This window comes from Pseudomonas sp. 8Z (assembly GCF_902506535.1).
Classification (GTDB): domain Bacteria; phylum Pseudomonadota; class Gammaproteobacteria; order Pseudomonadales; family Pseudomonadaceae; genus Aquipseudomonas.
In genome coordinates, this window is sequence record NZ_LR733827.1 from 1,122,390 (window position 1) to 1,147,987 (window position 25,598).

The 25,598-nt window shown below is 62.3% G+C and carries 22 protein-coding genes; 9 read left to right on the forward strand and 13 right to left on the reverse strand.

Annotation, left to right across the window (positions count from 1 at the left end; all coding sequences use genetic code 11):
• The first annotated feature begins 164 nt into the window (after positions 1-164).
• Positions 165-1,490 carry a beta-galactosidase gene (locus AERO9A_RS18100; RefSeq protein ID WP_159973304.1) on the forward strand — a complete coding sequence of 442 codons (1,326 nt, stop codon included), beginning with the start codon at positions 165-167 and terminating at the stop codon, positions 1,488-1,490.
• Here the strand turns inward: AERO9A_RS18100 and zapE are convergent.
• Genes zapE through AERO9A_RS18115 form a run of 3 tightly spaced genes read right to left on the reverse strand, consistent with a single transcriptional unit; the run spans position 1,485 to position 4,068 of the window.
• A complete protein-coding gene (gene zapE, locus AERO9A_RS18105; protein ID WP_159973305.1) occupies positions 1,485-2,600 on the reverse strand; it encodes a cell division protein ZapE in 1,116 nt (371 codons plus the stop codon). The genes AERO9A_RS18100 and zapE overlap by 6 nt on opposite strands.
• Positions 2,597-3,481 (reverse strand): carbon-nitrogen hydrolase family protein, encoded by an 885-nt coding sequence (locus AERO9A_RS18110; protein WP_159973306.1) that lies wholly within the window; start codon positions 3,479-3,481, stop codon positions 2,597-2,599. Before AERO9A_RS18110 ends, zapE begins: the two co-directional genes overlap by 4 nt.
• A complete protein-coding gene (locus AERO9A_RS18115) occupies positions 3,478-4,068 on the reverse strand; it encodes a GNAT family N-acetyltransferase (protein WP_159973307.1) in 591 nt (196 codons plus the stop codon). The genes AERO9A_RS18110 and AERO9A_RS18115 overlap by 4 nt, the downstream gene beginning before the upstream one ends.
• A gap of 112 nt (positions 4,069-4,180) precedes the next feature.
• Here AERO9A_RS18115 and AERO9A_RS18120 point away from each other — a divergent pair, with 112 nt between their 5' ends.
• Positions 4,181-4,579 (forward strand): nuclear transport factor 2 family protein, encoded by a 399-nt coding sequence (locus AERO9A_RS18120; protein ID WP_159973308.1) that lies wholly within the window; start codon positions 4,181-4,183, stop codon positions 4,577-4,579.
• 13 nt (positions 4,580-4,592) lie between these two features.
• Here AERO9A_RS18120 and AERO9A_RS18125 read toward each other — a convergent pair whose 3' ends face one another.
• The 6 genes from AERO9A_RS18125 to AERO9A_RS18150 all read right to left on the reverse strand — a co-directional run bounded on the left by AERO9A_RS18125 (position 4,593) and on the right by AERO9A_RS18150 (position 15,082).
• A complete protein-coding gene (locus AERO9A_RS18125) occupies positions 4,593-6,743 on the reverse strand; it encodes a TonB-dependent siderophore receptor (protein ID WP_256666000.1) in 2,151 nt (716 codons plus the stop codon).
• A 274-nt stretch (positions 6,744-7,017) separates the two neighbouring features.
• Positions 7,018-7,971: a GIY-YIG nuclease family protein gene (locus tag AERO9A_RS18130; protein WP_159973309.1), complete on the reverse strand. Its 954-nt coding sequence runs from the start codon at positions 7,969-7,971 to the stop codon at positions 7,018-7,020.
• Positions 7,972-8,054: 83 nt separating this feature from the next.
• On the reverse strand, positions 8,055-9,236 hold the full coding sequence (locus AERO9A_RS18135; RefSeq protein ID WP_159973310.1) for a GIY-YIG nuclease family protein: 1,182 nt from the start codon (positions 9,234-9,236) through the stop codon (positions 8,055-8,057).
• The gene (locus AERO9A_RS18140) at positions 9,229-11,295 is read right to left on the reverse strand and encodes a DEAD/DEAH box helicase (protein ID WP_178111156.1); all 2,067 of its coding nucleotides are present in this window, start codon (positions 11,293-11,295) and stop codon (positions 9,229-9,231) included. The genes AERO9A_RS18135 and AERO9A_RS18140 overlap by 8 nt, the downstream gene beginning before the upstream one ends.
• 14 nt (positions 11,296-11,309) lie before the next feature.
• Positions 11,310-12,320 (reverse strand): virulence RhuM family protein, encoded by a 1,011-nt coding sequence (locus AERO9A_RS18145; protein ID WP_159973312.1) that lies wholly within the window; start codon positions 12,318-12,320, stop codon positions 11,310-11,312.
• Positions 12,317-15,082: a DNA methyltransferase gene (locus tag AERO9A_RS18150; RefSeq protein WP_159973313.1), complete on the reverse strand. Its 2,766-nt coding sequence runs from the start codon at positions 15,080-15,082 to the stop codon at positions 12,317-12,319. Before AERO9A_RS18150 ends, AERO9A_RS18145 begins: the two co-directional genes overlap by 4 nt.
• Before the next feature lie 1,063 nt (positions 15,083-16,145).
• On the opposite strand from AERO9A_RS18150, the gene AERO9A_RS18155 reads away from it, so the two are divergent.
• The 7 genes from AERO9A_RS18155 to AERO9A_RS18185 are packed head-to-tail and all read left to right on the forward strand — an operon-like array spanning position 16,146 to position 22,537.
• A complete protein-coding gene (locus tag AERO9A_RS18155; protein WP_159973314.1) occupies positions 16,146-16,835 on the forward strand; it encodes a thermostable hemolysin in 690 nt (229 codons plus the stop codon).
• Positions 16,819-18,267: an AMP-binding protein gene (locus tag AERO9A_RS18160; RefSeq protein WP_159973315.1), complete on the forward strand. Its 1,449-nt coding sequence runs from the start codon at positions 16,819-16,821 to the stop codon at positions 18,265-18,267. Before AERO9A_RS18155 ends, AERO9A_RS18160 begins: the two co-directional genes overlap by 17 nt.
• A complete protein-coding gene (locus AERO9A_RS18165; protein ID WP_159973316.1) occupies positions 18,264-18,917 on the forward strand; it encodes a TenA family transcriptional regulator in 654 nt (217 codons plus the stop codon). The genes AERO9A_RS18160 and AERO9A_RS18165 overlap by 4 nt, the downstream gene beginning before the upstream one ends.
• A 10-nt stretch (positions 18,918-18,927) precedes the next feature.
• Positions 18,928-19,719 carry an SDR family oxidoreductase gene (locus tag AERO9A_RS18170; protein WP_159973317.1) on the forward strand — a complete coding sequence of 264 codons (792 nt, stop codon included), beginning with the start codon at positions 18,928-18,930 and terminating at the stop codon, positions 19,717-19,719.
• Between the two features lie 11 nt (positions 19,720-19,730).
• A complete protein-coding gene (locus AERO9A_RS18175; protein ID WP_159973318.1) occupies positions 19,731-20,381 on the forward strand; it encodes a tetratricopeptide repeat protein in 651 nt (216 codons plus the stop codon).
• Between the two features lie 24 nt (positions 20,382-20,405).
• On the forward strand, positions 20,406-21,062 hold the full coding sequence (locus AERO9A_RS18180; RefSeq protein WP_159973319.1) for a response regulator transcription factor: 657 nt from the start codon (positions 20,406-20,408) through the stop codon (positions 21,060-21,062).
• Positions 21,059-22,537 carry a HAMP domain-containing sensor histidine kinase gene (locus AERO9A_RS18185; RefSeq protein WP_159973320.1) on the forward strand — a complete coding sequence of 493 codons (1,479 nt, stop codon included), beginning with the start codon at positions 21,059-21,061 and terminating at the stop codon, positions 22,535-22,537. The genes AERO9A_RS18180 and AERO9A_RS18185 overlap by 4 nt, the downstream gene beginning before the upstream one ends.
• Positions 22,538-22,770: 233 nt before the next feature.
• Here AERO9A_RS18185 and AERO9A_RS18190 read toward each other — a convergent pair whose 3' ends face one another.
• From AERO9A_RS18190 to AERO9A_RS18205, 4 genes are all read right to left on the reverse strand, one after another.
• Positions 22,771-23,073: a ribbon-helix-helix domain-containing protein gene (locus tag AERO9A_RS18190; RefSeq protein WP_159973321.1), complete on the reverse strand. Its 303-nt coding sequence runs from the start codon at positions 23,071-23,073 to the stop codon at positions 22,771-22,773.
• A gap of 275 nt (positions 23,074-23,348) precedes the next feature.
• Positions 23,349-23,933: a DJ-1/PfpI family protein gene (locus AERO9A_RS18195; RefSeq protein ID WP_178111190.1), complete on the reverse strand. Its 585-nt coding sequence runs from the start codon at positions 23,931-23,933 to the stop codon at positions 23,349-23,351.
• 109 nt (positions 23,934-24,042) lie between these two features.
• Positions 24,043-24,954, reverse strand: a complete 912-nt coding sequence (locus tag AERO9A_RS18200; protein WP_159973323.1) for an SDR family oxidoreductase — start codon at positions 24,952-24,954, stop codon at positions 24,043-24,045.
• Positions 24,955-25,056: 102 nt separating this feature from the next.
• A complete protein-coding gene (locus AERO9A_RS18205) occupies positions 25,057-25,593 on the reverse strand; it encodes a DUF1569 domain-containing protein (protein WP_159973324.1) in 537 nt (178 codons plus the stop codon).
• Positions 25,594-25,598: the final 5 nt, after the last annotated feature.

The window sequence follows — 25,598 nt, forward strand, 5'->3', positions numbered from 1 at the left end:
CAAGTTGGCCCAGCAATCGTCAATATTCAGGCGAACCAAAACGCCACTAAACCGTCAGTCGCCTTATCGCCGCCCTCCATCCGCAACCCGGCCCTGGAGCGGTTCGCTAGCCGACGGCTGCCCCTATGCTGCTACTCCGATTCACCCAGCAAGGGAAAGCAGCCATGTCTAATTCGCGCTTTAGCGGCCTGTGCGCCGCGTTGTGCCTGAGCCTGAGCCTGTGCACCAGCTTCGGCGCTCAAGCCGCGCCCTCCTACTCGATGAAAGCACCGCGCACAGTTACCTGGGCCGACTTTCTCGGCCTCAACGTGCAACTGCCCTGGTTCGACGAGGCGGCCTACCGCCAGCAGATCGCCAAGCTCAAGGCGCTGAACCTGCAATGGATTCGCATGGGCCTGCACTGGGATCGTCTGGAGCCTGCTCCAGGGCAATGGCAGTGGGCGCAAATCGACCGTGTGATGCAGGTAGTCGAGGAGCAGCAGCTCAAACCTCTCATCTATCTGGTTGGCTCAGCCCCCTTCGCCAGCTCAGCGCCCAGTGGTGTGAGCAACCGCGATCAATACCCACCGTTCAACGCACAACTGTACGCCAGCAGCTTCGCCACCCTGGCCAGCCGCTACCCCTACGCCAAGGCCTGGCAGGTGTGGAATGAACAGAACATCCCCTCTTACTGGCAACCGGCGGAGAACCCGCAGCAATACCAGCAATTGCTGGAAACCAGCCTGAGCGCACTGACCAGCGCTCGCCCGGATGCCACGCCGGTCATCGGCGGCAACGCCTATTACAGCCAGATGCCGGTGCAAGGCGGGCTGATGCTCGAAGCGCTGATTCGCCTCGGCAGCGTCAAGTCTGGCCGCGTCAGCGCTTACCATCCCTACAGCCAGGAGCCTGAAGGTGACGTATCGGGTGCTGGGGATTTCATCAGCAATGCCAACACCGTCAACCAATACCTGCGCCAGTACGGCAGCGGGCCAATCTGGGCCACCGAATTCGGCTGGTCGAGCTACACCGGGCCGGTTGAGCTGCAGCCAATCATTGGCGAGCAGGGCCAGGCCGACTACATGCTGCGGCGCCTGGCCTTGATGAGCGCGATGGATTTCGACCGCATCTTTCTCTTCACCCTGAGCGACCTGGATGCCCGCGCCTCGGTTCGCGACCAGTCCTACGGCCTGCTGCGCTTAGATGGCAGCGAGAAGCCGGCCTACCAGGCCCTGCGGCGCTTCCTGCAGATCACCGGCCCGAGCCTCACACCGTTGACGCCACCGGCGTTCGCCAATGCGCCAAGCGGCATGATCAGCATTGCCTGGCAGCGTGCCGATGGGCGCTGGCTATGGCTGTTCTGGGCTCAGCAAAACGGCAGCGTGACCCTGCCCAAACAGGGCAGCGGCACCCTGTACAACCCGCTGCAAGGCACCAGCCAGAGCGTTGGCTCCAATGGCGGCGGCATCACCGTCAACGTCAGCCGCGAGTTGCAGATGCTGCTGCTATGAGCCGAAGCGCGCCAACTGCATCTCGCGCAAGCGGCTGAGGGTGCGACGGAAGGCAAACTCAAGGTAGCCCTGGGTGTACAGCTCATCCAGCGCCACCTCGGCTTCGATATACAGCGGCACGCGGCGGTCGTAGCACTCGTCGACCAGGGCGATGAAACGCCTGACCGCATCATCGTTGTGGGCCAGTGCCGGCAGTTGTCGATCCCCCGCATCGACACGGGCGGCGCCATCCTCGGTGCCACGGGCGATACGCCCTTCGCGCTGTTCGCCGCCCAGGCGCGGCACTTCGCCGAGCAGGATGGCCGGGAAGCGCTGGCACAGCTCGATAAAGTCCAGCGCGGCCAGCGGCTGCTCACATAGATCCTTGAAACGGCACCACAGCGCCGCCGTGCTGTGAGCAAGCGTCACGACCCGCCGGTGCGCCAGCGCGACCGGCTCGCGGCTCACCGCCAGCCCCTCACTCAAGCGGGCGAACAGCTCACCCAACGCCTGCGCCTGCCGCACCCAATAGCGCTGCACCTCGGCACCGGGATGCAGGCGATGATCCTGCTCGCCATCCACACTCACCACCTGCATATGCTGCTCCAGCGCGGCGATGGCCGGCAGGAAGCGCTCGCGGTTGTAACCATCGGCATAGAGCTGATCCGGCGGCTGGTTGGAGGTCGCCACCAGCACCACGCCCTGCTCCAGCACCAGACTGAGCAAACGTCCCAGCAACATGGCATCGCCGATGTCACTGACGAACAACTCGTCGAAGCACAGCACGCGCACCTCGCGCCCCAGCTCTTCGGCCAGCAGGCGCAGTGGGTCGGCATTACCGCTGAGCTGAAACTGGCGGCGATGCACCCACTGCATGAAGTGATGGAAATGCTGCCGCCGCGCCGGGACACGCAGGCTGTTGTAGAAACTGTCCATCAGCCAGGTCTTGCCGCGCCCCACTGGCCCCCAGAGGTACACGCCGGGCGGGCATTCGCCGCGCTGTACGGCCTCATGACAATGCTGCAACACCTGCACCGCCCGGCGTTGCGCGGCATCGGCGACAAAACCGCCAGCCAGCGCCCGCTCGTAGGCGGCCAGTGGCGAGTCCGGCAAGGCCTCTGGCGCGTTCATGGCTGCACCAACCGCGCCTGCTCGAACTGCCGAGGCCAGTCGCGCCGGGTAAACACCTGGCCCTGCTCGCGCACGCGGCGCACCTCGGCCAGATCCAGCTCGGCGATCAGCCAGTGGCTGCGCGTGGGGCACAGCGCTGCACTCTCGGCAATCACGCCAGTGGCCGGCATGCCGTAATCCGACGGCACGTACAGCGCGGCGCGGCCAATATTCTCGTCCAGCGACGGCGACCAGGGCGCCAAGCCAACCGTGGGCGATTGCAGCACGGCGAGCTGATTCTCCAGCGCACGCGCCTGCGCCCCGATGCGTACGCGATAGAAACCCGCCTCGGTATCGGTGCAACTGGGCGCCAGGATCAGATCCACCCCGGCCTCGGCCAAGGTGCGCGCCAGCAGCGGGAATTCGTTGTCGTAGCAGATCAGGATGCCGAGCTTGCCCAGCGCCGTGTCGAATACCTTGAGCCCGCTTCCTGCCGCAATCTGCCATTGCTCCAGCTCGAAGCGGGTCATCATCAGCTTGTCCTGGCTGCCCAGGCAGCCGTCCGGGCCGAACAGCCAGGCGCGGTTGCGGTACAGGCCGTCATCATCCAGCACCGCCACCGAACCGGGTTGCAGATGCACCTTCAGCCGCCGCGCCAGGCTCTCGCAGAGTTCCAGCCAGCGCGGCAGCAGCGCCTGGATGCCGGCGATGGAGCCGTGCAGATCGCTGCGCTGAGCGTCCGGTAACTGCCCGGTCAGCACCAGCCCGGCGTATTCCGGCAGCAGCAGCAGCTCGGCGCCCTGCCCGGCGGCCTCTTCGCACAGCTCGGTCAGGTGCGCGGCATAGGCGTCCCAACTGGTCAGCAGGTCGATGTGATATTGGCAGGCGGCAACCTTGATCATGAAGTGAGTTCCTTGAGCCAGAACGACATGGGCTTGGCCGATTCCTCGGCTTCGTCCAGGTCGCGCCAGTGGTACTGAGTGTGCAATTGGGGATGATGGCGATAGCCCCGGCGCGCCCAAAAGGCATCCAGCGCCTGATAGTCGGTGGGCCTGCGCGGGTGATCGGCCGGGCGCTGCACGGCGCAAAACGCGCACCAGTCGAAACGCCCCAGCCTGCGCGCATGCGCCTCGCGCTCGGCGAAGAAGCGCACGCCCAGGCCGCGCCCGCGCCAGGCCGGTAAAACCACCGACTCGGCGCAGTAGAAGATGCGCGCCGGATTCCAGCCTGCCGAGAGGAACGGCTGCTGAAATTCCGCGGTTTCATCAAGCAGCGGCAGTGCCGTGGATGCGCCGACCACCCGTCCCTCGTCACGCACCAGCACGCACAGGCTATCGGCGCTGCGCACGTAGGTCGCCAGGTACTCAGCCTCATAGTCGAGGCTGCCGTCGTAGAGGTAGGGAAATTCACGAAAGACCGTGATCCGCAAATGCGCCAGATCTTCGATATGGGGCGCTATCTGTGGCCCCTGGAGCAATTCGATGTCCATAAGGAGTCGTTCGCCAGCAGCAGGGTGACGCCAGCGGCTATGCCGGCTCGAAGGCGCGAACTTATCATGCGAGCCAAGCAACCACTAACCACGCTACGAAAGGAACTTAACCATGACCGCCACCGAACTGGTGCAGGCCTACTACGCCGCCTTCAACGCCGGCGACATGCCCGCCTTCCTCGACCTGCTGGCCGACGACGTGGTGCATGACATCAACCAGGGCGAGCGCCAGGTCGGCAAGGCCACCTTCGCCACCTTCATGGACAAGATGAACCGCTGCTACCGAGAACGCCTGGCCGACATCGTAGTGATGCAGAACGCCGACGGCAGCCGCGCCGCCGCCGAATTCGTGGTGCACGGCGAATACCTGGCCGACGACGAAGGCCTGCCGCCAGCCAACGGCCAGACCTACGTGCTACCGGCCGGTGCCTTCTTCGAGATCAACAACGGCAAGGTCGCGCGCATCAGCAACTACTACAACCTCAATGACTGGATCGCGCAGGTTTGCTGATAGCGCACCCGCATTAGAAGTTCAGCGTTGCCGCCAGACGCGCCGTGCGCGGCGCGCCTGGGAACAAGTAGCCATCGCCCAGGTACTCACCGGCATCGCGCCAGTAACGGGTATCGAACAGGTTGTCCACGCTCAGCCGCAACACCGCCTCGTAACCCTCCAGCCGCATGCTGTAGCGGCTCCCCAGATCGAACACGGTGTAATCGCCGACCTTCGTGCTCCCGGCCTGATTGGCATACTTGCTGCCGCTGTACTGCACGCCGCCCAGCAGCGCCAAGCCCTCGACAGCCGCCACGCGGTAATCGAAGGACAGGCTGCTGCGCAGCGTCGGCACATTGATCGCCTGATGCCCTTCATAAGCCTCGGTGCCCGTGCCACTGACCCGCGCGCGAATCGCCGCAGCACTGGCCGACACCTGCAAACGCTCGGTCAGCCAACCGCTGGCCGACAGCTCCAGACCGGTGTTCTGCTGCTCACCCTGCGTCAGATATGTGAAGGTGCCACCGTCGTTCGGGCGCGTGTACTGGTAATCGCGCTCGATACGAAACAACGCTGCGCTGACGCTGGCACGCTGCCAGTCGCGCTTGATGCCCACTTCCAGTTGGCGTGAGCGCGTCGGCGCGAGGATGCTTGCGTTATTGCTGGCAAACCAGGGCGCCTCCCCACCCGGCGACAACCCCTGGCTGTAGCGGGTGTACAGCGAAATGTCCGCGCGCGGCTTGTAGATCAGCGCCGCATCGGGAAGAAACGCCGTGCGCTGGGTATGCCGCGTCACCTCACCTGCGGCATCGTAGGTGTGCTCATCCAGACGCACCAGGCGCCCACCGAGCACGCTTTGCCACTGCTCGCTAAGGCGAATCCGATCATTGATGAAAAGGCCGTACTGGCGGCTATCCAGGCGTCGATACTTGTCCCCCAGCGCCGCGTTAGCCGCTGCAAAATCGGGAGAATCCTGGCCGATATTGGCGGTGCCGACCCACTCGTTGATCGCATCGCGGCGCTCGACGATACGACGCAGAGCGCTGCTGCCAACGGTCATCTGATGTTGCACCGCCCCCGTTCTGAAATGCCCGCGCAGAGCGCCCTCCAGCTCATCAGTCCAGCGCGTGTCGTCCGGGCTGCGGTAGTCGTAGACGTCGTAGTCGCCTGCGGCGCTGAAGGTGTTGCCGCGCTGATCGCCAACGCAGTTGGGAGCACAGAAGTAGCCCCAGGCAAATGCGCTGTAATCGTCGATCACCACATGGCTGCGCGCCGCACTGAGCGAGCCTGTCCAGTCGTCGCTGAAGCGGTACTCGAAGCGCCCACTGGTATTGAGCGAATCGATGCCCACCGGCTTGGCCCAACGCTGATCAGCCAGCTTGTCCCTGGGGTCGACGCCATGAGGCACGCGGCGCCCGCCCAGCAACTGATAACCCGGCACCGACAACTGCTCACGCTGCTGATACTCCACATCCACCTGCAGCAAAGCGTTGGGGCTGATGTTCCAATCGAACGCCAGGGACAGGAAATCACGCTTGCCATCGGCGTGCTCGACATACGAGCGGATGTCCTCGTGCGCCAGGTTGGCACGCAGGCCGAACTGCTGCTCGCTGCCGAACCAGCCACCCACATCGGTGGCCAGATAACGCTCGCCCTGCTCATTGCTGGAGACCGTCACCGCGCGCACATCCTCGGGACGCTTGGTCACATAGTTGAGCAAACCGCCCGGCTCGGAGACCCCCGCCTGCAAACCGGCCAGGCCCTTGAGCAACTCGACCTGCTGCTTGTTCTCCAGTGCCACATTCTGCTCACCGGCAATGGTGCGCCCGTTGATCTTGTAGCTACTGGCGGCATTGAGTGAAAAACCGCGCACCACGAAGTTCTCGTAGTAACCAATCGGCGCATAGCTTTCGCCCACCGCCGCATCGTTCTTCAGCACCTCACTCAGCAGCCTGGCCTGCTGATCCGCCAGCATCTGCTGGGTGACCACCGAAACGGAGGCCGGCGTATCGAGCAACTCGGCATCATCGTATGCCGACACACTGGCGCGCCGGGCCAGGTAATCGTCACTCCCCTCCCCCGTCACCGTCACGGCCTCAAGCACGCTCGGCTCACTCGCCAAAACCAGCGCAGGGCTCAACGCCAGAGCCAACAGACTGCGCGCAAAACGGGGACGATACAGCACGAACGAACTCCTCAAGGATGACCAGCGCCGCGCACGTCATGCAGGTGCGTACGGCACGCCTAACTAACGGCAGAAAGGCAAATGGCGCGGATTCTCCAGCAGCAGCGCGCCGAGCACTAGAGGCAATTGCACCGATAGCGCGCAATGCGCAGCAGCGGGCCTTCAGAACCGGCTCATGATCGGCTGCGCGGAGAGCCCTGCTGCCGCGCCTGGCGGATCAGCTCGGCCAGCTCGGTGAGCAAGAGCTGCAGCTCGGTCTGTAGCTCGGGCGCGCTTACGCATCCTCCAGCGTGGGCTGTAACGCGCCCAACTGTTGATCCTGCCAGGCGGCGTAGGTTTGCCCGGTGCCGTCGACAAGCCATGAGGTGCGGCCATTGGCATTACGGGCATATACGACCGCAGCGGCAGCACTGGGGCTGGAGAACAAATAGTCAGCGCTGAATACACGATGCTCCGGCCCATCCGGCACCAATACACCGTCAGCGATCAGACGACGAAAAAGCAGCTCGTAGCTATGCGGAGTGCTGTTCCATTGGCCACGCACACGGGAGCCCTTGAGCACCATGAACAGGCCATCGACCTCTTCGGCCAACGCCTTGATGCCGAGCTTCTGACTCTCCAGCACGAAGCGCGGCGACGCGTTGAGCGGCTCCGATGCAGGTGCAGAAGCTTCTCGGTTCAGCGCCACCAGTCGAGGCGGCTCAAGGAGAAAGTCAAAACCCAGCGCGGGCAGAACGATACGAAGCTGTTCAAGAAAGAACGCCATATCGGCTCTGTCGGACTCGGGCAGCCCAGCATAGTCGGGCGCCGTGCCATTGCTTAGCACGCAACGCCCGGCGTTGGCGGCAATGCCGATCAGCTTGCTTTCCAGGTACTTCACATGGGCCTTGGTCAGGTTCTGATCCTTGCTGGTAACCAGGCACACGCGCTCCCAGAAATCCTTGCCGCCGCTGCCGTCAGGCTTTTCCGGGCGATTGTGCTGTATGAGGCGTTGCGCCACATCGTCGGACTCGCCGATATACACACGGGTGCGCAGGCTGTCGTCCGGGTCAGGGCCAACCAGAAAGTACACGCCAGTACGCGCGCATTCCGGGCGCTGAACCAGCTCGGTCATTTTGCTGCGCGGGCCGGTCAGCACGTGGCCCGTCCAGTTCATGATCTCGGCGGTCAGCAGGCCATTGGGCGTGCCGTCCACCAGAAAGAGTCGAATACTGCGGCCTTGGGTCATGGCAAATCCCTTGTTTGATTCATCGTCCACTCCTGATATTTCAAACCACTCCAACCCCCATCAAGCAGATGGCATGAGCAGTCTTATTTTGCCGCGACCAACTGTGCAGAAGCAGGGTCGTATACGACATTGGTAATGGAGCCATCACGTATCCGCCCCACCGCCTCATCGATCACATTCAGCGGCACCAAAAACCACTCCTTGGGCTTGACCGGATTGCCGAAGCGGTCAGGGATCGTCAGCTCAAGCTGAGCAGGGCTGAACAGCCGGTGGAAGAGGTTTTCCATCCGTATTCGATTGATGTTGTGCAACTTGTAGGTGGCCACCACCTCAACATCCGCCAGCAGGTAAGTGGCATCTTTATCAGCCCCCGCAATACGGGTTTCCACCTTGCCACCCGTGACGCCGATCTTGTGGATCAGCTCGCGGTGCTCGACCACGTAAGGATGCTTTGAGTCGCTGCGCAACACATAAATGGTGCCACTCTCGATGTCGTCAGACTCCAGCGCCTCACTGAACAGCGGCCCTGCATCAGCCTCGGTAATGCGACGGCCTGCATCGTCCTTGTACAACGCACGCACCAGAGAAAGCCTCAGCAGGTTGCTTTGCGTGCCGTTGGAAAAGATCACCCGCAGACGCGCATCCTTCTTGCCCTGTGGTGAATCGAAGTCATCGCCCTCTTCAGCCACATAGGCCATCTGGCCACTCAACACGAACCACTGCCCAACCTCGACGCTGGTGTCTCTCATGAAGGCGCGCGTCACCCGAAGCCCGGACTGCAACTCACGCTGCACCTGCTCGAACAATGGCTGAAAGCGCTCGAAGTCCTCACAACGCTCGCGCTGGGCAATCTCTTCAGCCTCACGCTTCTCGGCGTTGCTGCGAACGTGGCGAAGGTTCTGAACATCCGCGCCCTCATCGCCTGCCAGCTCGGCCAGTAACTCATCATCGGACAGCGAGTACTCACCCTTGGGCTCATTCAACGCTACGCAGCTCAATAGGCCCTGATGGTCGAGGGGCATCAGCAGCGTGCGGCATTCCTCCTGCTCACGCAGACGATCCAGGCGCACGGCATAAAGTCGCTCGAAAATGTCGTTATCGTCACCATGGCGCGGCACATGGCCATGCTCCTCGACGAAGCGCTGAATATCCTCGAAACCCGCGATGATGCGTTCCTCACGGGGCGTGCGGCCGACCTTTTTGTTGGGCGTGGCAAAATCCGAAAGCTCAGCTTCCAGTTCGTCCAGATCAAATTCGTTAGCCATAACGGCCCTCTTTCTTGAAGCGGATAAAGGCTGCAGCACCTTCGGCCATGCTCCGCTCCCACGGATCATGAGCAGTCAGTGACGGCACACGGCCATGATCCTTTTTGAATTTCACGGCGCGCACGGCGAGATCCTTGGCTTCGTCCGGTGTCAGGCGGGTGCGCTTGGCGCCAATAACAGCCGCAACCTGCTTGAGACTGTCCTCGCTCATGCTCTTGGCGAGAATCGCGTAGGCCTCACTAAATGGGTTGATCCGGTCGATCAGGTCAATGTCCAGCTCGCGCACGTCCATCGCAAACTTGCGTACACCGTCGATCAAAGCCGTACTCGGCGCACTGCTGCCGCCGCTCTGTGGCCCCTGTGGATCGTCGCCCAACACCATCTGCTTGGCCTGCTGAGTCAGGTTCAAGGCGGCAATGGCATGCTGGCGCACCGCCTCCTGATCTTCGCTATCGAGCTCCGGGTATTTCTCCCGAATGATCTTGCCCATACGCAGTTGCGTCAGCTCCTCGGGTACCAGCTCATCATCGAACAAGCCACGTTCGATGTTGGTCTTGTCCTGAACGAAGCTGGCAATCACCTCGTTCAGATCCTCCTGGCAGATTCGGCTGGCCTCTGGGCTCTTGGGCTCGACCAGGCCTTTGATCTCGATTTGGAACTGGCCGGTTTCATGGTTGAAGCCCACGTTACAGGCACCGGGTTGATAGGGCGTATCGCCGTAGTCGAAACCGGCCTGCGGGCCACTGGTGGGCGTCTTGGGCTTGAACTCGAAACGCGGCGCCAGCACCTGTTCCATCAACAGGCTGGCGGCAATCGCCTTGAGCGTGTCATTGACCGCCTCGGTCACCAGTTTTTCGCTGGCATCCGGCTCGGCGATCAGATTGGTGAAGCGTGCCCGCGCCTTGTTCGGTGCATCACGGGTCGCCCGCCCGATGATCTGCACGATCTCGGTCAGGCTGGAGCGGTAGCCAACCGTAAGGGCATGCTCGCACCAAATCCAGTCGAAGCCCTCTTTGGCCATACCCAAGGCGATGATGATGTCCACATGGTCACGGTTGTTCTTCTGCGCCGGGTCTTTCAACGCCGCCGACACCTTGTCGCGCTTGGCCGGGTCATCATCCACCAGATCGGCGATGCGCAGCACGCGCCCCTCTGCGGTTTTCACCAGTTGGAAGCCCGTCAGCGGGTCGCTGCCTTGCCACTCGCCCAGCTCCTCGATGATGTGCTCCACCTCGCGGATCTTGTCCTTGGAGCTCTCGCGGGAGTTCACGCTGGGGATGTGCACGATGGTTTTCTCGCGCGGGTCGAGCACATCGAGAATGCTGTCGGAGTAAGCACCTGAGTAGAAGTAGTAGCCGATATCCAGATTCTTCAGGTGCTCATAACCGTTGAGCTGCTCGTAATAGGTGTAGGTCACGGTGTCGAAGCGGGCTTCATCACCCGGCGCCAATACCGCCTCGGCATCGCCCCGAAAGTAAGAGCCCGTCATCGCCACGATATGCACCTTGTCGCGGGCGATGAACTGCCCCAGGTGCGTACCCAGCTTGTTGTCCGGGTTGGCGGAAACATGGTGGAACTCGTCCACAGCGATCAAGCGATCATCGAAGGCCGCCACCCCGAACTTATCCACGGCAAAACGGAAGGTGGCATGGGTGCAGACCAGCACCTGGTCACTGCTTTCCAGAAACGCGCCCAGCGCATTGACCTTGCCGCCATCATCGGTGCCAGGTGCATCGCACAGGTTCCAACGTGGCTCCACATGCCAGTCGGCCCAGAAGCCGTAGCGGCTCAGTGGCTCGTCGTGAAAGCTCGCACCGATGGATTTTTCCGGCACCACGATGATGGCCTGCTTGATGTGCTGGTGCGCCAGCTTATCCAGCGCAATGAACATCAAGGCCCGGCTTTTACCGGATGCGGGAGGCGATTTGATCAGCAGATACGGCTCACCACGCCGCTCGAAGACGCGCTCCTGCATGGGGCGCATGCCCAGTTCGTTGGCCTTGGTGGAGCGGCCGTTCTGGGCATAGGAGACGGAAACGGAAGGAACGCTTTGAGTCATGACCATGCATCCATTCAGGGCTTCTTGCCCGTGTTTTTAAGGGTGTGTTCGAGCTGCTCGATTTCCTTGAGGTCATCGGCATCGGCCTGGATACGCTCTGCCTCGCGGCGCTGCTGATCGAATGCCTCGTAACGCTCATGGGCAAGCTGCTCCATGCGCTCGCGGCTGACGGAGCCAGCGCCCTGCAGAATCGGCTGATCGTTGAAGGCCAGCATCTTGTCCACATTGCTGCGCCAGAAATCCAGAGTCAGCGCCTGCTGCTGTTTGACGCGCAGCTCAGCCTGCTCCAGGAAGATCACCACCAGGCGGTTGAGCGTGTCGATCTCATCCGCCGTCAGGTAGTTCTTGGCGATGATCACATCCTGCTTGCGCACGCGCGAACCGCTCCAGGTGTTCAGGGCCATATTGGGCTGGCTGGCGTCGGCACGCTTGACCACCAATTCGGCGGCGGTACAGCCGGTGGTGGCATAGAGCAGCTTGTTCTGCACCTCGGCGAAGAACAGCGCGGTTTCCTGCTCGCGGATGCGGTAATCGGCGCTCAGGGCAAACAGCTCGCGCACCTTTTGGTAGAAGCGCTTCTCCGAGGCGCGAATCTCGCGGATGCGCGCCAGCAACTCATCGAAGTGATCCCAGCCACCGGGGTTCTTCAGGCGCTGCTCATCCAGCACAAAGCCCTTGAGCAGAAACTCCTTGAGGTGGCTGCTGGCCCACTGGCGGAACTGCACGCCGCGCGGCGAACGCACCCGGTAGCCGATAGCCAGGATCAGGTCGAGGTTGTAGTGAGTCAGTTTGCGCTTGACCTGCCGCTGGCCCTCGACTTGAACTGTCAAGGATTCCTTGACAGTTGCCTCGGCGCTTAGCTCGCCGTCCTCGAAAATGTTCTTGGCATGCAGGGATACGTTCTGCTTGGTGGTCTGGAACAGCTCGGCAATGTCCAGTTGGCTAAGCCACACACTTTGGCCCTCAACGCGCAGATGCAGCCGCGTTTGGCCATCCTCCGAGCTGTACAGGATCAAATCAGTCATCGCTTCGCCTTCCCTGGTTTCTGCTTGGCTGTCATCTCGGTGTACAGCTCAAACAGCTTCTCCAGACGCTCGGTGTCGTTCTTGAAACGGCGACCTATATAAATGCGCTCCAGCACTTCGTCATTACGTTCATGGGCTGCACGCAAGTTGTCTGGCATTTTTTCTGGATCGTAGAGTTCAGCAATCGTGGCGGGGAAATGGGCTTCGCGGGCCAGCAGGATATCTTCGGCGCACTGGGTCAAATCAGCTTTATTTTTCTCGGTCAGCGTCGGTACTGGAAAGGTATTCCAGCCTAAAGTGTTGGAGTAGCGGAAGTCTGTTTTCATTTTGCCGCAGACGGTAGCGATCCAAACCAAGTGCAGACGAGAAACAACGAGCGCCAAATTCCAAAGAGACGCATCGTACATACCAAAAGCGAGATTAGTAAGCGTGGTTCCTGAGCTAACAACACCCGCTGGCAAATATGCACGACGCTCAGACGACACACTTGGAACAACAATTGTCTGCCTTTTTCCAATTCGCATCAATTTAAGCTGGTGAGGGCGTTGCGCAAGGATGGTTCTTGCGCCTTTATCGGGACTTGCAAGGCGCAAAGCCCTCACTGCCTCAATGCGCTCATTCAATACCTGAATTGTTTTTGCCTCCTGCAAATGATCATCGTCAATCCAGATACAAAACCGCCCCCCACCATTGATGAAATCTTGCGAGCCGAAGATACGACGAGTGAAACGCTCACGCTGATCTCGTGACAGCCCAAGAGAGTTGAGCTCATCACTTGTCAATAGCAAATGACCACCATCACTTGGCTTATTACCAAACTCCATTATCGCCAACTCTGAAAGGGGGCGAGTACATTTCTCGACAATAACACGCGAGCCAATGGTCAAATATGGGGTAATAGATGCACCCTCACGCGACGCTACTGTTCCGTCTCCCTGGTGCTCATACAAGCGGCATATCGAGGCATTCTTACTACAAATCCCGACTACCGCGACTGTAACACCTGCATTATTACTAGCAAGGTTCGCCCACCTAAACGAAGTATATGCAAAAAAGATATCACAACCAGCCTGATAAATAATCGGCCAAATTATAGGCACTAACTGACCTTGACATATAGAGTTAGTACTTACAAAAGCAGCAGCCCCTCCTGCATCTTTAATGTAGTCTGCCGCTTTAATAAACCAACCTGCCACATAATCAAGAAACCCAGCGGCGCTGGTGCGACCATTCGCTACGCTGCGAATTTCCGATTTCTGCTCTGCACTTTGCCAAGTATTTCCAAGATATGGAGGATTACCACAAATGTACGTTTCCCCACCTTCATTCTCAAAGTCAATCTGCGCCTGTTCCAAGGAAGGATCAAATAAATCATTAGTTACTAGCCTCACCCCCTTACCTGTTGGAGGGCATACACTGAGCCAATCCACCCTAAGAGCGTTTCCACAAGTAATCCAGTTCTGATTGCTCAGCGGCAGAAATTCCAGCAGAGCCTCTTTCTGCCCCCGGTAAAGCACATCGCATTGATACTCCGCGATGATCAGTGCCAAGCGAGCGATTTCTGCAGAAAAGTCCCGCAGCTCGATACCTCGGAAGTTAGTGAGCGGAATATCGCTCTTGCGCCCAAGCTCCCCCCGACGCTCATTGATGATGTTTTCAATCGCACGCAGTTGCTTGTAGGCGATAACCAGGAAGTTGCCCGAGCCGCAGGCCGGGTCGAATATCCGAATACGCGCCAGGCGCTTGCGCAAGTTGAGCAAGATGCGCGGGTTGTCGCCAGCCTCGTCCAGCTTGGCGCGCAGCTCATCGAGAAACAGCGGGTTCAGCACCTTGAGGATATTGGGCACGCTGGTGTAGTGCATGCCCAGGGCGCCGCGCTCTTCGTCGTCGGCCACGGCCTGGATCATGGAGCCGAAGATATCGGGGTTGATCTGCTTCCAATCCAGCGCGCCGATATGCAGCAAATAGCTACGGGCAATGCGGGAAAAACGCGGCACATCCGGCTCGCCGGAGAACAGCCCACCGTTGACATAGGGGAAGGTGTCCGCCCAGCGCGGCAGGTTTGCCGTGGCACGCTGGGCAATCGGCGTGTTCATGGCGCGGAAGATCTCGCCCATCACCTCATGCAGATTGCTCGCATCGCGGTCGCTCATCTGCGCGAGGGTGTCGGTAAACAGGCCGGTGCCGTTGAAAATGTCGGTGTCTTCGGCGAAGAAGCAGAAGATCAGCCGCGCCATGAAATGGTTCATCTCATGGCGGCGCTCGGCGGTGCCCCAGGTCGGGTTGTCCTTGAGCAGCTCCACATAGAGCCGGTTTAAGCGGCTGGTGGCGCGGATGTCGAAAGCGTTCTCGCGAATCTGCTTGACCGTGGAGATACCCGCCAGCGGCAGGAAAAAGCCAAAGTGATCAGGAAACTGCGAGTAGCTGCAGGCGATAACTTCGCCGCTTTCCAGCTCTTCTGCCTCCAGCATCTGGCCATCGGTGGCCAGCACGTACTTGGCTTTGGCGCGCGCCGTGGCGGGGCTGGCCTTGAGCGCGGCCAAGGTCTCGGTGACCTGGCCTGGCACACACACCGCCAGATGAATATTGCTGGTTTGCAGCACGCCGCCCAAATCGGACTTGTTGGTAGCCCCTGAACGCAGGCGCTTGAGGGTGGTTTCCTTGTTGCCGAAAGCCTGCAGGAAGGCATAAGGGAACTCGACCGGGTCAAACGGCTGCTCGGCCAGGTCGGTAATGGCTTGTTCGATTTCTACGGCGTTCATGGTTCGAGGCGTTCTGATTCAAGGCAGCGAGGGCACTCGGGCCAGGGCTTGCAGCCCCACGGCACCGGCAAAGAGGCGGTGATGATAAAGCGAATTGCGGGCCAAGGCTGTAACCGTTTTGCCCTCATCCGGGCGCCCGCTCGCCGCTAAAGCACCTCCTACGGGTGCCAGGCCCGAACGCTGGCCCCCGCTGCCGCACGGACTGTAGGAGGGGCTTTAGCCGCGATAAAAGCTCGCCGCTAAAGCGCCTCCTGCGGGCGCCAGGGCTGAACGCTGGTGCCCGCTGCCGCACGGACTGTGGGAGGGGCTTTAGCCGCGATAAAAGCTCGCCGCTAAAGCGCCTCCTACGGCTGCCAGGAATGAACGCTGGCGCCCGCTGCCGCACGCACTGTGGGAGGGGCTTTAGCCGCGATAAAAGCTCGCCGCTGAAGCGCCTCCTACGGGCGCCAGGACTGAACGCTGGCGCCCGCTGCCGCACGCACTGTGGGAGCGGCTTCAGCCGCGATAAAAAGCTCGCCGCTAAAGCGCCTCCTACGGGTGCCAGGCCCGAACACTGGCCCCCGCTGCCGCACGCACTGTGGGAGGGGCTTCAGCCGCGATAAAAGCTCGCCGCTAAAGCGCCTCCTACGGGTGCAGGCCTGAACGCTGGCCCCCGCTGCCGTACGCACTGTGGGAGGGGCTTTAGCCGCGATAAAAAGCTCGCCGCTAAAGCGCCTCCTACGGGTGCCGGGCCTGAACGCTGGCCCCCGCGCCGCACGGACTGTGGGAGGGGCTTTAGCCGCGATAAAAAGCTCGCCGCTAAAGCGCCTCCTACGGGTGCCGGGCCTGAACGCTGGCCCCCGCGCCGCACGGACTGTGGGAGGGGCTTTAGCCGCGATAAAAGCTCGCCGCTAAAGCGCCTCCTACGGGTGCAGGCCTGAACGCTGACCCCCGCTGCCGCACGCACTGTAGGAGGGGCTTTAGCCGCGATAACGCAACGTCCGAAACATTCTGCAAAGGCTTAATACAGCGTTAAGCCAGCCCTCCCAGAATCACCCCCAGGCCAATCACCGAGGTTCCGACGATGGAACTACCCTGGGCGCATCACGACCGTCCCGTTGCCCGTATCGGGCGCGGCGATACTTACCAACTTCACCTGGCATCCCCTGACAGCACGCGGCGTGTGGCGCTGGAGCAGTTCATCCGCCAGCGCTTCGAGTTGCAACACGGCGCGCGCATCCGTCATTTCATGCCTTGCCTGTTCGGCCTGGAAAACCAGGCCGGGCAATTGCTCGGTGCGGTGGGTGTGCGCAGCGGTGGCAGCGGGCCGCTGTTTCTTGAGCGCTATCTGGACGAGCCGATTCAGGCTGCCATCGGTGCGCGCTTGGGGCTTACCGAGCCGGGCCGTGGCGAGTTGGTGGAAGTGGGCAATCTGGCCGCCGACAGCCCCGGCGCGGCGCGTCTGTTGATCGTCGCGCTGACCGATTTGCTGGTGGCCCTGGGTTTTCGCTGGGTCACCTTTACCGGTACGCCGACGCTGCTCAACAGCTTCCAGCGCCTGGGCCTGGCGCCTATCGCCCTCGGCGAGGCCGACCCGGCGCGCATGGGCGAAGAGTTGGCCGACTGGGGCAGCTATTACGACAACAATCCGCTGGTAATGGCCGGTGACATTTATGGCGGCCATCAGCGCCTGCTGCAACTGGGCGCCTATCCACGTCTCGGCCATCAACCGCTTTATGCGTTGGAGGGCATGCCTGATGTCGTCTGCAGTTGAGTCCTTATTCGCCCGCCTGGCCGTCTACGGCCCGCGCACGGCACTGAGCGAAAATGGCCGCGAGTTGACCTATGACGGCTTGCTGGCCGCCGTGGTCAGCCGCAGCCGGCACCTGCGCGATCTGGGCGCGCAACGTGTGGCGCTGGCGTTGGATAACGGCATCGACTGGGTGCTGTGGGATCTGGCGGCGCTGCATGCGGGCCTGGTTTGTGTGCCGGTGCCGGGGTTCTTCTCCGCTGATCAGCAGCGCCATGTGCTCGACAGCGCCGGGATCGATTGCCTGATCGGCGCCGGCGCCCCCGGTTTTGCCAGTGTCGAGGGCGACATTCATCGCCGTACGCTGGCGCAGGCGCCAGCGCTGCATGCCGGCACCTGCAAGATAACCTACACCTCCGGCACCACCGGCCAGCCCAAGGGCGTGTGTCTGGATCTGGCCACGCAACTGGCGGTGGCCGACAGCCTGGTCAAGGCCAGCGCCAGCCGCAAGGTCGAGCGACACCTGTGCATTTTGCCGTTGGCGACGCTGCTGGAGAACATCGCGGGCATCTATGCGCCGCTGTTGGCGGGCGCGTGCGTGGAGCTGATGCCGATGGCGCAGATTGGCCTGACAGGCGCCAGCGGCTTCGACCTGATGCGTTTTTTACAGGCGCTGCAAGCGTCCCAGCCGCACAGTTTGATTCTGCTGCCGCAACTGCTGCTGGCGCTGGTCAGTGCTGCCGAGCGCAAGCTGCCGGTGCCCAGTTCGCTGCGCTTCGTCGCCGTCGGCGGTGGCCGGGTTTCAGCACAACTGCTGCACCGCGCCGATGCCATGGGGCTGCCGATTTTCGAGGGTTACGGGCTGTCCGAGTGCGCCTCGGTGGTGTGCCTGAATACGCCCGAGCAGCGCCATATCGGCAGCACCGGCAAGCCGCTGGAGCATTTGCAGATCCGTCTGACGGACGACGGCGAGGTGCTGGTCAAGGGCGCGCGCATGCTCGGCTACATCGGTGAAGCGGCGGTGCAAGACGAGTGGTTGCGCACCTGCGATCTCGGCCATTTCGAGGACGGCTTCTTGGTACTGCACGGGCGCAAGAAGCATCAGTTCATCACCGCCTTTGGCCGCAACGTCAACCCGGAATGGGTCGAGTCCGAGCTGGTGCAGCAGTTGCCCATCGCCCAGGCCTGGCTGCACGGCGAGGCGCTGCCGAGCAACGTCGCGGTGCTGGTGCCGCGCTTTGCCAATACCCCCGACGCGCAGTTGCAGGCAACGGTGGACGAGGTCAATCACGGCCTGCCGGACTACGCCCGCGTGCACCACTGGCTGCGCGCCGATGCCCCTTTCAACGCGAGCAACGACCTGGCCACGGCCAACGGTCGGCTGCGCCGCAGCGCCCTGTTCAATCATTACCAAACCGCCATCGAAGCGTTGATGGCAGAAGGAGTACACGCATGAGTTTCTACGAATCCCTGCTGGCCCAGACTCAAACCGAACGCGAGTATCTGCTGAGCGCGCCGATCATCCAGCAGGCCATGACCGGCCAGGTCGCCCTGCATAGCTATATCGCCTTCCTCACCGAGGCCTACCACCACGTCAAGCACACCGTGCCGCTGCTGATGGCCTGCGGCGCGCGTCTGCCGGAGCGCCTGGAATGGCTGCGCGAAGCCATCGCCGAATACATCGAGGAAGAAACCGGCCACCAGGAGTGGGTGCTCAACGATATCGCCGCCTGCGGTGCGGACAAGGAAGCGGTGCGCCATGGCACGCCGCACATGGCCACCGAGCTGATGGTGGCTTACGTCTACGACCGCATCGCCCGGCACAACCCGGTGGGTTTCTTCGGCATGGTCAACGTGCTCGAAGGCACCAGCATCGCCCTGGCCACCCAGGCTGCCGGCATCATTCAGGACAAGCTGCAACTGCCGAACAAGGCCTTCAGCTACCTCAGCTCCCACGGCAGCCTGGATCTGGACCACATCGAGTTCTTCAAGAAGCTGATGAACCGTCTGGACAACGACGACGACAAGGCCGCTGTGGTGCACACCGCCAAGGTGGTCTATCGCCTGTACGGCGACATGTTCCGCAGCCTGCCGCTGTCTGCCTAGGAGAGAAACCATGCAACCTACGGATTGCCGTGCCCTGCTGACCGGTGCCAGTGGTGGCATCGGCCAGGCACTGGTGTATGCCCTGGCCAGTGAAGGCGCCCACCTGCTGTTGGCGGGGCGTCACCTGGACGCCCTGCAGCCGCTGCTCAAACGCTTCCCGCAGCAGATCCAACTGGTGCAAGCCGATATCGGCACCCGCGCCGGGCGTGATGCGCTGGTGGCCGCTGCGCAGAATTTCGGCGGCCTCAACTGCGTGATCAATGCCGCCGGGGTCAACCGCTTCGGCCTGCTCGACCAGCAGGACGAGCAGCAGATCGCCGAGCTGATCAGCCTCAACGTCACCGCCACGCTGCAGCTCACCCAGCGCCTGCTGCCGTTGCTGCGCGCGCAGCGCCGTGCCCTGCTGATCAACGTCGGCTCCACTTTCGGCACCATCGGCTATCCGGGCTTCGCCGCCTACTGCGCGAGCAAGTTCGCCCTGCGCGGTTTCTCCGAAGCGCTGCGCCGCGAGCTGGCTGACACCAATGTGCGCGTTCTGTACTTCGCCCCGCGCGCCACCCGCACGGCGATGAACGCCCCCAGCGTGGTGGCGATGAACGACGAACTGGGCGTGGCCATGGACGCCCCGGAAAAGGTCGCGGCCGAGTTGCTGCAAGCCATCCGCCACGAGCAGGAAGAGCGCTACCTGGGCTGGCCGGAGCGCCTGTTCGTGCGCCTCAACGGCCTGCTGCCACGCGTGGTCGACCAGGCGCTGCGCAAACAGTTGCCGATCATCCAACGCTTCGCCCGTCACAAACACTGAGGAAATTGCCCGTGAACGCATTGCGTACCCTGCTCATCGCCACACTCGGCTTCACCACCCTGCCCGCCTTCGCCTTGAGCGCCAGCGGCGAGGCGCAGTTGCACCAGTTGCAGACGCGCTGGGCCGAGATCAACTACCAGACGCCGGAAAAGCAGCGTGAAGAGGCCTTCGCCAAGCTCGTCACCCAGGCCGACGCTGCCCTGGCCAGCGAGCCGAAGGCCGCCGAGCTGCTGATCTGGCGCGGCATCATCCTCAGCACCGAGGCCGGCGCCAAAGGCGGCCTCGGCGCGCTGAGCCTGGTCAAGGAAGCCAAGGCCAGCCTGGAGCAGGCCCTGGCCATCGACCCGCAAGCACTGGGCGGCTCGGCCTACACCAGCCTCGGCAGCCTCTACTATCAGGTGCCAGGCTGGCCGATTGGTTTCGGCGATGACCAAGAGGCCGAGAAGATGCTCAAGCAGGCGCTGGCGATCAACCCGGACGGCATCGACCCGAACTACTTCTACGGCGACTTCCTGCAACGGCAGAAACGCTTTGAGGAAGCCCAGGCCGCGCTGGAAAAAGCCCTGGCTGCCAAGGATCGTCCAGGTCGCGAGCTGGCCGATAAAGGCCGCCGTGCAGAAGCCCAGGCGCTTTTGCAGCAGGTCGCAGGTAAACTCAAGTAACTTGGATTACGGACAGGAGTTGCCATGCGAATTCTTCTCGTCGAAGACGATCAAGCCCTGGGCGAGGGTATTCGCACCGCGCTGAAACCCGAAGGCTACACCGTGGACTGGCTGCAGGACGGTGCCAGCGCGCTGCATGCGCTGAGCCACGAGAGTTTCGAGCTGGCCATCCTCGATCTGGGCTTGCCGCGCATGGACGGCCTGCAGGTGCTCAAGCACCTGCGCGCCGCGGCCAATCCGGTGCCGGTGCTGGTGCTCACGGCGCGTGACGCCACCAGCGACCGCATCGCCGGCCTCGATGCTGGCGCCGACGACTACCTGATCAAACCCTTCGATGTCGCCGAACTCAAGGCGCGCCTGCGCGCCCTGCTACGGCGCAGTTTCCAGCGCCCCGAACCGGCGCTGGAATACCGCGGCATCCGCCTCGACCCGGCCAGCCAGGTGGTCGAGTACCAGGGCAATACCGTCAGCCTGCCACGCAAGGAATTTCTCCTGCTGCACGAGCTGCTGATCCAGCCGGGCCGCGTGCTGACCCGCGACAAGCTGCAGCAAGCGCTCTACGGCTGGGACGAAGAAGTGGAAAGCAACGCCCTGGAAGTGCACGTGCACCACCTGCGCAAGAAATTCTTCCCGGAGCTGATCCGCACCGTGCGCGGCGTCGGCTATCTGGTGGACAAATGAGTGCGCTGAAAACCCTCGGCTCCATCCGTACTCGCCTGCTGGTCTTGCTCTTGCTGATGCTGGCCGCCAGCTTCGGTCTGATCAGCTACAAGATCTACAACGACTCGGTGCACGAAGTCCGCGAGCTATTCGACGCCCAACTCTCGCAAACCGCGCGCCTACTGATGGGCCTGGTGCGCCACGATCTCGACGAAGATGGCCGCCGTGAGATGCAGGCAGTGCTCGACGAGGCGCTGCTGCTGCATAAATCGCAAAACCCGGACAACCTGCTGGGCCACGAATACGAAGGCAAGCTGGCCTTCGAGATGCTCGATGATGATGGCGAGCTGCTGTTCCAGTCCGCCAGCGCGCCGCCGGGGCTGCTCAACGACATGATCAAACAACTCGGCCTGGCCCTGCCCGACGACAACCGCCCGACGCGCGAGCGCCTGGCACAGATGGCCCGCTACCTGATTGGCTATCACACGCTGAGCATCGGTGAGCACCGCTGGCGCGTGTTCGTCCTGCACGACAGCCGCGATTACCACTGGGTGCTGGCCGGTGAGCGCGAAGATGTGCGCGGCGAGCTGATCGGCAAGATTGCCCAGCGCAGCCTGCAACCGTTGTTGGTGGGCTTGCCGCTGGTTGGTCTGCTGCTGTGGCTGGCGGTGGGCTGGGGCCTCAGCCCGTTGCAGCGCATGGCCGACGCCATCCGTGGCCGCGCGCCGGACAGCCTGGCGCCGCTGGTGTTCCCACCGCTGCCCAATGAGCTGGAGCCGATGGCGGCGGCGCTCAATCGCCTGCTGATGCAGGTCAACCAATTACTGGAGCAGGAAAAACGCTTTATCGCCGACGCCGCCCACGAGCTGCGCACGCCACTGGCGGTGCTGCGTATCCACGCGCAGAACGCGCTGGAAGCACCGGATATCGGTGACCGCGATGAAGCGCTGCGCCAGCTTGCCGGTGGCGTCGACCGCGCCACCCGCGTGGTTGCGCAACTGCTCACCCTGGCGCGCCTCGATCCCAACAGCGTGCGCCTGAGCATGGGCAATCTGGATCTGCTGGCGTTCCTGCGTGGCGAGCTGGCCGAACTGACGCCGCTGGCGCTCAATCGCCAGCAGGATCTGATTCTGGAAGCCGGCGATGGCGGTGATTTTCACTTGATCGCCGATGCACCGAGCCTGGGCATCCTGCTACAGAATCTGGTGAGCAACGCGGTGCAGTACACCCCGGCAGGCGGCTGCATCCAGGTGCACCTGCTGGCCAATGCCACGGCGCTGGTGCTGCAGGTACACGACAGCGGCCCGGGCGTGCCGGCTGAAATGCGCGAACGCCTGTTCGAGCGTTTCTTCCGTCTCGGCGAAGGCCAGGGCGCGGGGCTAGGCCTGTCTATCGTGCGCCGCGTGGTGGAGCTGCATCAGGGCAGCATTGCGCTGGAAGACTCACCACTGGGCGGCCTGCTAGTCAGCGTGCGCCTGCCACGACGCACGGTCTGAGCCTGGGCGCCAGCGCGCCCCGAATGTTCCATAGCCAATTGGTATTGGAAACATAGAGACAATCCAGTTTCTCAATAACACCAAGCCGTCGATCATGCCCGCCTGTTCAAAACATCACACAGGAACCCGGCACATGCGCCTGATCAAACGTCTTTTCCAGCAATCCCAAACCGCCCAGCAGCCCGCTGCAAGCGCAAGCGAGCCACATCCGAATTTCTGGATGTACCCGTGATTCAGACGCCCGCGCCGACCAGCCGCAGCGGCACCGGGCGTCCGGCCTTCTGCGCCAGGTAACGGGTACAACTGACGCGCAGGAATGAGGCGAAGTTGACCACCTCGCCGCGAAAATCCATGACCTCCTCATAGAGTTTGGCGATCAACTGATTGGTGGTCATGCCATCGACTTCGGCGATTTCGCTGAGGATGTCCCAGAACTGGTTTTCCAGACGCAAGGTGGTCACCACACCCCGAATACGCAGCGAGCGTGAGCGCGATTCGTAGAGGATCGGGTCGGCCTTCACATAGAGTTCGCACATCAAACGTGTCCTCAAAGGTAGGGCAGGTACAACCTGCCGCGCGTGGAGTGGCGGGTAGCCATGATGCCCCCGGATTGCATCCGGGCTACGGGGTTTACAGGCTGGTCAAAACACCACGAATGAGCCGCGAGCGCGAGCCCGCTTCGTAGAGGATCGGGTCAGCCTTCACATAGATTGCCCACATCAAACGCGCACCGGTAGGGCGGGTGCAACCCGCCACGTGTGAACTGACAGGTAGCCATGCTACACCCCGGTTTGCATCGGGGCGACGAGGTTTACAGGCGAATTTCTGTACCCAGCACCGTGAGAAACGCCGCCAGCCAGGCCGGATGCGCAGGCCAGGCCGGTGCCGTGACCAACTTGCCGTGCACGTGCGCCTGATCCACAGGAATTTCCACGTAGCGACCACCCGCCAAGCCAACTTCTGGCGCGCAGGCCGGGTAGGCGCTGCATTCGCGCCCTTGCAACACACCAGCAGCCGCCAGCAATTGCGGGCCATGACACACGGCTGCGATGGGTTTATCGGCAGCGGCGAAGGCCTTGACCAAGGCGATGACCTCGGCATTCAGGCGCAGGTATTCCGGCGCGCGGCCACCGGGAATGACCAGAGCGTCGTAATCCTCGGCACGCGCCTGGGCGAAATCGAAGTTCAGCGCGAAGTTGTGGCCGGGCTTCTCGCTGTAAGTCTGGTCACCCTCGAAATCGTGGATGGCGGTACGGATCGTTTGCCCGGCGCTCTTGCCCGGACACACCGCATGCACGCTGTGCCCAACCATCTGCAGTGCCTGGAACGGCACCATGGTCTCGTAGTCTTCGGCGTAGTCGCCGACCAGCATCAGAATCTTCTTGGCAGCCATGATCGTCTCCCGCAGGTGGGTAAGGCCTTCATTATTGGCCTCAAGCCCCACCTACGGGTAACAACCGGGTACTACATGCAGAGAGGCCGACCAAGCACGGCGCACAAAGACCTCAGAGTGCGTATTTTTGCAGGTTGGCCATCATTTCCCGCAGCGCCTCGACGTTGTCCGCCGGGTGCACGGCGCCTTCGAAATCGCAGATGCGCTGCCACTGCGCCGCGACGTCATCCGGGCTGAAGCCGACCTTGGGATCGAAACCAGCGCCCAGGCTGCGCTCCCAGCGCACCTTGCCAACCCAGCCACCGCCGACTTCGTACAGACCACCGGTGTCCTGGCAGGTAGCGCTGCCGAGGTACACCACCAGCGGGCTGACCAGCTCGGGCCCTAGCTGCTCGAACACCTGCGCCGGGATCAGCCCTTCGGTCATGCGCGTGGCGCCGGTCGGGGCGATGGCGTTGACCAGGATGTTGTTCTTGCGCCCTTCGATGGCCAGGGTGCGGGTCAGGCCATACAGGCCGAGCTTGGCCATGCCGTAGTTGCTCTGGCCAAAGTTGCCGTAAATGCCGGAGGTGGACGAGGTGAAGATCACCCGCCCGAAGTTTTGCTCGCGTAAATGAGGCCAGGCCGCGCGGGTGGTCTGGTAAGCACCTTCGACGTGCACCTTGTAGACCAGATCCCAGTCGGCATCCTCCATCTTGTGAAAACTCTTGTCGCGCAGGATACCGGCGTTGTTGACCAGCACGTCGAGGCGGCCGAAGGCGTCCAGCGCGGTCTGCACGATCTTGTCGCCGTCGGTCACCGAGTCATGGTTGGCCACCGCCGTGCCGCCAAAGGCGCGGATTTCCTCCACCACTTTGTCGGCAGCCGAGGCGTTAGCGCCCTCGCCGTGAGTGCTGCCCCCCAGGTCGTTAACCACCACCTTGGCACCATGGCGGGCGAACAGCAGTGCATGGGCGCGGCCCAAGCCACCGCCAGCACCAGTGACTATCACCACTTGATCGTCGAAACGAACGGCATTATTCATCAGGCAGACTCCTCGGCAGATTGCGAATGAACCGAGTGTCGAGCAGCCCTGCGGCCTTCACAAGGACGCAGGGGCACCTGAATGGCAGACGATAATGCGACCTTATGCCTGCGCCAGTTGGATCAGGCTGAGGTGGTTGTACAAGTGCATCACGTGCGCCTCGGCATACTCTGCATGGCTCAGCGCGCCGTAGGCGAAGTGTGGCTGCAGCTCGCCCGAGTGCGCCGCAAAGCGCTCGAAGGCAGCACGCAGACGCTGCAATGCCGCGTCCTGGCTGTTCGGCTCGGTGATGGCGGCAGCGCCGGGAATCGGTTCATCAAGCGGATGACGCATGGCGCCCCGCGCACTGAATACCGCGAAGGCGGCTGGGCCAATGCTGCTACGAAACCAGGCGGGCTTGAGTTGCGGATAACCGTCGATGGAATAGTCGATACTTTGCGCGCAATGATTGAACACCTCTGTCGGGCTCCAGCCACGGCTGCTGCTCAACGCTCGCCCAGTCAGCGAATCGAGCACCTGACGCGCACCGTCCAGGGTCAACGCAGCCGGCCGCGGCCCGGTGGGTAAAGCCCAAAACCCGGCCCCCATGGCCGCTACACCGCCCAGGGCGGCTCCTTTCAAAAGCGTTCGACGCTGCATGCCAT

Excerpts from the sequence above, each read along its gene's own strand:
- AERO9A_RS18135 (WP_159973310.1), bottom strand. The coding sequence starts at position 9,236 with ATGGCTAACGAATTTGATCTGGACGAACTGGAAGCTGAGCTTTCGGAT.
- AERO9A_RS18100 (WP_159973304.1), top strand. The coding sequence starts at position 165 with ATGTCTAATTCGCGCTTTAGCGGCCTGTGCGCCGCGTTGTGCCTGAGC.
- AERO9A_RS18155 (WP_159973314.1), top strand. The coding sequence starts at position 16,146 with ATGGAACTACCCTGGGCGCATCACGACCGTCCCGTTGCCCGTATCGGG.
- AERO9A_RS18150 (WP_159973313.1), bottom strand. The coding sequence starts at position 15,082 with ATGAACGCCGTAGAAATCGAACAAGCCATTACCGACCTGGCCGAGCAG.
- AERO9A_RS18120 (WP_159973308.1), top strand. The coding sequence starts at position 4,181 with ATGACCGCCACCGAACTGGTGCAGGCCTACTACGCCGCCTTCAACGCC.
- AERO9A_RS18205 (WP_159973324.1), bottom strand. The coding sequence starts at position 25,593 with ATGCAGCGTCGAACGCTTTTGAAAGGAGCCGCCCTGGGCGGTGTAGCG.
- AERO9A_RS18115 (WP_159973307.1), bottom strand. The coding sequence starts at position 4,068 with ATGGACATCGAATTGCTCCAGGGGCCACAGATAGCGCCCCATATCGAA.
- AERO9A_RS18110 (WP_159973306.1), bottom strand. The coding sequence starts at position 3,481 with ATGATCAAGGTTGCCGCCTGCCAATATCACATCGACCTGCTGACCAGT.
- AERO9A_RS18130 (WP_159973309.1), bottom strand. The coding sequence starts at position 7,971 with ATGACCCAAGGCCGCAGTATTCGACTCTTTCTGGTGGACGGCACGCCC.
- AERO9A_RS18185 (WP_159973320.1), top strand. The coding sequence starts at position 21,059 with ATGAGTGCGCTGAAAACCCTCGGCTCCATCCGTACTCGCCTGCTGGTC.
- AERO9A_RS18200 (WP_159973323.1), bottom strand. The coding sequence starts at position 24,954 with ATGAATAATGCCGTTCGTTTCGACGATCAAGTGGTGATAGTCACTGGT.
- AERO9A_RS18145 (WP_159973312.1), bottom strand. The coding sequence starts at position 12,320 with ATGACTGATTTGATCCTGTACAGCTCGGAGGATGGCCAAACGCGGCTG.
- AERO9A_RS18170 (WP_159973317.1), top strand. The coding sequence starts at position 18,928 with ATGCAACCTACGGATTGCCGTGCCCTGCTGACCGGTGCCAGTGGTGGC.
- AERO9A_RS18160 (WP_159973315.1), top strand. The coding sequence starts at position 16,819 with ATGTCGTCTGCAGTTGAGTCCTTATTCGCCCGCCTGGCCGTCTACGGC.
- AERO9A_RS18140 (WP_178111156.1), bottom strand. The coding sequence starts at position 11,295 with ATGACTCAAAGCGTTCCTTCCGTTTCCGTCTCCTATGCCCAGAACGGC.
- AERO9A_RS18165 (WP_159973316.1), top strand. The coding sequence starts at position 18,264 with ATGAGTTTCTACGAATCCCTGCTGGCCCAGACTCAAACCGAACGCGAG.
- AERO9A_RS18190 (WP_159973321.1), bottom strand. The coding sequence starts at position 23,073 with ATGTGCGAACTCTATGTGAAGGCCGACCCGATCCTCTACGAATCGCGC.
- AERO9A_RS18180 (WP_159973319.1), top strand. The coding sequence starts at position 20,406 with ATGCGAATTCTTCTCGTCGAAGACGATCAAGCCCTGGGCGAGGGTATT.
- zapE (WP_159973305.1), bottom strand. The coding sequence starts at position 2,600 with ATGAACGCGCCAGAGGCCTTGCCGGACTCGCCACTGGCCGCCTACGAG.